6 protein-coding genes and 1 pseudogene are annotated in these 4,976 nt (G+C 66.9%); 2 read left to right on the top strand and 5 right to left on the bottom strand.

The features are described from left to right. On the bottom strand, nt 1-462 hold a 462-nt coding region (locus G6027_RS03705), incomplete at its 3' end, for a transposase (RefSeq protein ID WP_241726783.1). 652 nt (nt 463-1,114) lie between these two features. Between G6027_RS03705 and G6027_RS03695 the strand changes: the two genes are divergently transcribed. Next, nucleotides 1,115-1,480: a hypothetical protein gene (locus tag G6027_RS03695; RefSeq protein WP_069389517.1), complete on the top strand. Its 366-nt coding sequence runs from the start codon at nt 1,115-1,117 to the stop codon at nt 1,478-1,480. A gap of 122 nt (nt 1,481-1,602) precedes the next feature. Then, nucleotides 1,603-2,989 (top strand): annotated as a pseudogene (locus tag G6027_RS03690) (IS1380 family transposase). Nucleotides 2,990-3,147: 158 nt separating this feature from the next. On the opposite strand, the gene G6027_RS03685 reads toward G6027_RS03690, so the two are convergent. The 4 genes from G6027_RS03685 to G6027_RS03670 all read right to left on the bottom strand — a co-directional run bounded on the left by G6027_RS03685 (nt 3,148) and on the right by G6027_RS03670 (nt 4,829). Continuing rightward, nucleotides 3,148-3,459 carry an AMP-binding protein gene (locus tag G6027_RS03685; protein ID WP_268817110.1) on the bottom strand — a complete coding sequence of 104 codons (312 nt, stop codon included), beginning with the start codon at nt 3,457-3,459 and terminating at the stop codon, nt 3,148-3,150. A gap of 156 nt (nt 3,460-3,615) precedes the next feature. Beyond that, nucleotides 3,616-3,912: an addiction module antidote protein gene (locus G6027_RS03680; RefSeq protein ID WP_069389435.1), complete on the bottom strand. Its 297-nt coding sequence runs from the start codon at nt 3,910-3,912 to the stop codon at nt 3,616-3,618. Continuing rightward, complete coding sequence (locus tag G6027_RS03675; RefSeq protein WP_069389434.1) at nt 3,909-4,223, bottom strand: type II toxin-antitoxin system RelE/ParE family toxin; 315 nt, start codon at nt 4,221-4,223, stop codon at nt 3,909-3,911. Before G6027_RS03675 ends, G6027_RS03680 begins: the two co-directional genes overlap by 4 nt. 102 nt (nt 4,224-4,325) lie before the next feature. After that, entirely contained in the window at nt 4,326-4,829 is a 504-nt protein-coding gene (locus G6027_RS03670; protein WP_083249696.1) for a hypothetical protein, read from the bottom strand. Between the last annotated feature and the right edge of the window lie 147 nt (nt 4,830-4,976).

The following is a 4,976-nucleotide window of genomic DNA, read 5'->3' as shown; positions in this document are numbered from 1 at the left end:
GTGTCTCACCTCAGTCTGGCGGATAGGGGCCGGGGGTTCAGTCTGGGAGATGGCCGCGTGCCGGTCGTCCTGCCCCGGCACGACAACCTCCTCCACTCGACCGCTCCCGGCGCGGTGCCCGGAACGCAGGTAGCAGTCCGCCACGACCGTGATCAGCGCGGACTCGGCCCGCTTGCGGCGCTCGAGCAGCCACTCGGGGAAGTAGCTGCCCAAGCGCAGCTTCGGGACGGCGACATCAACGGTGCCGACCCGCGTATCCAGGGGCCGGTGGCGGTAGCCATTGCGGTGGTTGGTGCGCTGCTCCGAGCGGGCGTTCCACTCGGCGCCGCAGACGGCATCGGCGTCCGCGGACAGCAGGGCGTTGATCATGGTCTGCTGCAGCTCACGCATCAGATCTGGAGACGCCTCTGTGAGGGCTTGGCCAAGCAGGCCTGCCGGGTCGACAATATGGGGTGCGGTCATCGTGATGACTCCTCGAGGATTCTTTGGAAGGTTGACTCGATGGATCACACGGTGGCCGCTCTACATCCGTCAACGACACGGATGTCGGAGACGATCTCGGCCACCGAGTTACACCACTCTAAGGTTCGGAGATGTAGCGCTGGAGGATCGCGTGGACCGCCCGCAGGGTGTCGGTGACCCGTGTCGATCCACCCCGAACTCGGTGGTGGACCATCTGGTCAGTGGCAGATCATGGTCAGCTGGGTGTGAACACGCCAGTGCCTTGACCTCGGCGACCTCGACCGGGGTGAACACCCGCGGTCGCCCCGGTCGGGGCCGATCCTCAAGCCCCTCCAGGCGCTCGAGGCAGAAGCGATGCCGCCAGCGGCGTGCGGTGTCCTCACACACCCCGACCTCGCGGGCGATCGCAGCGTTCGCGTCACCGTCTGCCAGCGGCGAGCACGATCCGGGCCCGCAGCACCTCACGGTGTGGACAACTCGCGGCGTTCGCGCGGCGGGTCAGCTCGTCGCGTTCTTTGTCAGTGAGGATGACGACATCAGCGCTGGTGGGAGACATATTCATTTCTGACGCACCCAGCATCGCCAGCCAAGTCGCCACGCCGGAACAAGCCGAAATTCGAGTGCGAAACCAGTGGCGGTGATGATGGAGACCATGGCGAAGATCCCCGACTCGACCCAGACGTCACTGAGACAAAAGCTCCTGGCTCGCGCTACCGAACGCTGGCCCCAGATCCAGACCCTGCATACCCGCTACCGCGCCGGGTTCGCCTACATCGACGCCACCTTGACCCACGGGGAAGAGTTGAAACTCTGCCGGCTGCGCTACGCCGGATCAGCCAGCCAATGGGGATTCGCGATCTACCGCGCCAGCCACAACGACTACCAGCAAGCCGCCCTGCCAGGCGGATGGCCCTCAGGCACTCCCGAAGAAGCCCTCGACACCGCCTGCGGCCTCTACCTCGGCGACCCCACCGCCTGGCTCCCAGACCCCCGACGAACTAACGGAGACACCCACTAGCCTCGGTCTTTCACGCGGGACGTGAGGTGAGGGCTCAGAAATGACATGGGAAGTGCTCCGGAGCTGGGATGATGTGACTTGTCTAGGGTCAACGTCATATCAGTTCGAGGAGCACTTCCCAGGTGAAGTCTAGCGGGTCATTTCGGCGGTTGAGGGTCAGTGCGGACGGGTCGGGCGTGGTCTCGCACGCCGGGTTGGGGATGCTGCGGGAGCTCGCCGAGCACTCTGGCCTGGTCGCTGCGCTCAACGACGCTCTGACGGACACCTACCGCGGGGGCACGGGTCCACTCCCCGGGCCAGGTGCTGACCGATCTGGCCGTCGCGGTAGCCGATGGCGCGGACGCGATCACCGGGATCGGGGTCCTGGGTGATCGCCAGGGCGTGTTCGGTCCGGTCGCCTCGATGCCGACGGCGTGGCGGGTGCTGGACCGAGTCGACGCCGAGCACCTTCCGGCGGTGCGCGCCGCGCGGGCGGCAGCCCGGCAGGCGGCGTGGGCCGCGGGCGCCGGCCCGGATTTGAGTCAGGAACTGTGCATCGATCTGGATGCCACGATCACCGTCGCCCATAGCGAGAAGGAGAACGCGGCCGCGACCTGGAAGCGCACCTTCGGGTTCCACCCGCTGCTGGCGTTTCTGGATCGGCCCGACATTGCTGGCGGGGAGGTACTGGGCGGGCTGCTACGTCCCGGCAATGCTGGTTCGAACACCGCGGCCGACCACATCCAGGTCCTGGACATGGCTCTGGCCTCGCTCCCTGCACATGCGCGTCCCATCCCCGGCGATCCCGGCGGCCCACGGGTGCTGGCCCGCTCGGATTCGGCTGGCGCCACCCGAGCGTTTGCGGCCGCTTGCCGCGAGCGTGGGGTCGGGTTCTCCTTCGGGTTCCCGGTGGACTTTCGTATCAAGAAATTCGTCGATGGCATCCCTGAGCAGTGTTGGTCCCCGGCCATCGACACCGATAGCGGAATCCGGAACGGTGCCTGGGTAGCCGAGGTCACCGCCAACATCGACCTGTCGGCCTGGCCAGACGGATCACGGTTGATACTGCGCAAAGAACGGCCGCACCCCGGGGCGCAGCTGACGTTCACCGACTCGGACGGCATGCGCATCACCGCGTTCCTCACCGACACCCCACCCGGAGTGGTCTGCGGCAATATCGCCGGCCTGGAGCTGCGTCACCGCCAGCACGCCCGAGTCGAAGACCGTATCCGACAGGCCAAAGCCACCGGGCTACGCAACCTGCCCTGCCGCGGGTTCAACGAGAACGCCGCCTGGCTCGAGGTCGTCATGATGGCCACCGACTTGATCGCCTGGACCAAACTCATCGCATTTGATGGCGACCCAGTGCTGGCCCGCTGCGAGATCGCCGCGTTCCGCTACCGAGTGCTGCACGTGGCTGCCCGCATCACCCGCAGCGCCCGACAGACCCGACTACGCATCGACAAGACCTGGCGCTGGGCCGCCGCCATCGCCGCAGGCTGGCACCGAATACGCACCGCGTTCGGCTGACCGTCGACCCTCTGCACCGACGACCCCGAAGGACCCCCGGAACCCGCACACCCGGCGCGACAGCCGGGCCTCAACCATGCCCCGCCCTTTAAATCAGCCCGAACAGCTCACTGACGTGCGTTCAGCGGCTTGAGTCACCGGCCCGTGAAAGACCGAGGCTAGTCCTGGGCGCACCAGGGCCCACGGACCTGCAGCTCACCCGTGGCGTGGTCGTCCCACGGCTGCGGCTCCAGGCTGGCGGCGTCGACGATGCGGGCCTCGACCCCGAGGATGGGGATGCCGGCACGGGCTCGCTGTTCGGCCTGGGTGCCGGCGTCCGCGTCCGCGTCGGCGTAACGGCGAGGCAGGACCGAGGAGGAAGCCAACGGGCTGATCTCGGTCATGCCCCAGGCCTGGAGGATCGGCAGTCCGACCTGGTCGCGATAGGCCTCGGAGAGCGCCTGCTGCACCGCCGAGCCGCCGCAGCCGATCCTCCCGGAGCCGGTGGGGACGGCCGGCCAGGTTCTACAACCACGACCGACGACACAGCACGATCGGAATGGTGAGCCCGATCAGCTACGAGACCGCCGCGGCGACCGAACCGGAAGCCGCCTAGGAAACCCTCCACGATGCGGGGGGAACCACAGTTAGGCGACGGCTTCGAAGTGCAGTCGCAGGCCGAGGGCACGGGAGACTTTGATGACGGTGGCCAGCGTGGGGTTGCCGCTTGGTGAGAGTGCTTTGTAGAGGCCTTCGCGGCTGATTCCGGCTTGGCGGGCGATTTCGCTGAAGTTGCGGGAGCGGGCGATGTCTCCGAGGGCGTGGGCGATGACGGTGGGGTCGTCGTTGCTTTCTTCGATGAGGGCTTCCAGGTAGGCCGCGACGTCCTCGACGGTGTTGAGGTGCGTCGAGGGGTCAAAGTGGGTGAAGGTTTCGGTGTTCATTGGGATTCTCCTTGTGTTCGTCGCCAGTGTTCGGCGATCTCGTGCGCTCTTGTGATGTCTGTTTGTTGGCTGGACTTGTCTCCTCCGGCGAGGATGAGGATCAGTTGGTCCTGGTGGCGGAGGTAGTAGATGCGGTAGCCGGGTCCGTAGTTCAGGCGCAGTTCCGAGACGCCATGGCCGACGGGTCTGACGTCTCCGGGGTTGCCCGAGGCCAGGCGTCTAATCCGGACGAGCACCCGCGCGGCGGCCTGTCTGTCTTTGAGCTTTGTCAGCCAGCGGTTGAAGGTGTCTGACCAGAGGATCTCGATCACGTGTGTCAACTATAGTTCACACCAGGTGTGTGGATCAACCGCTGCCACACGCCTGGGCCTGGGGCGGGGCGTGTGGCCCAGGGGCGCTGCCCGGGCCGGTGGTTAGGGCCGGGGTGGCAGTGGAAATGGTGTGGTGAACTCGGTGAACCACTGGGCGGGTGTGAGCTGTACTGCGCCGATGGGCCCGGTGACTGCGTCGACGGGGATGTCATAGAGGGTGAGGACGTCGTTGTCCTGGAAGAGGTCTTCGGCCAGGTCTGACCACGACTGGCCGGTGTCGGTGGTGGTGCGGTGGAGGATGAGGTGCAGTGCCATTTCTTCGCCGGTGCAGCGGGGTACGGGTGCGCCCCACCGCTTGGAGTCGTCGGCCAGCCGGGAGGCGCAGTCGGCGAATTGGTAGCGCCAGAACCGGCTCTGGGCGTACGTGCACGCTGGCAGGGCGGCGAGGATGTGTCGCTGACTGGGGCCCACTGCCGCGGTACCGAGCGCATCAGCAGCGGTGCGGATCTCGGTCGCGATCTTGCGGGCCGTGGTGGCGAGGATGCCCGCACGCCTGTGGCCAACGGTGTCGATGAGTTCGGCGAACTCAGCATCGAGATTAGTCACGGCCCACCCTCCTGGTCCGGACGAAGAAGGTGGCAGTGATTCTAGTGGCCCTCCCGCGTGCGAGGCGCTCGTGCGCCCCTGGCTGTGCGCCGGCGCGGCCCTCGTCGCCCGGGTGGCGTTCTCCGCTGGCGGGGCTCGCGCCCGGCC

Origin of the sequence: Dietzia sp. SLG310A2-38A2, assembly GCF_014145095.1 — a bacterium.
GTDB lineage: Bacteria > Actinomycetota > Actinomycetes > Mycobacteriales > Mycobacteriaceae > Dietzia.
Note: the sequence above shows the minus strand (reverse complement) of the source record. Positions and strands in the feature narration are given on the sequence as shown.

Excerpts from the sequence above, each read along its gene's own strand:
- G6027_RS03695 (WP_069389517.1), top strand. The coding sequence starts at position 1,115 with ATGGCGAAGATCCCCGACTCGACCCAGACGTCACTGAGACAAAAGCTC.
- G6027_RS03680 (WP_069389435.1), bottom strand. The coding sequence starts at position 3,912 with ATGAACACCGAAACCTTCACCCACTTTGACCCCTCGACGCACCTCAAC.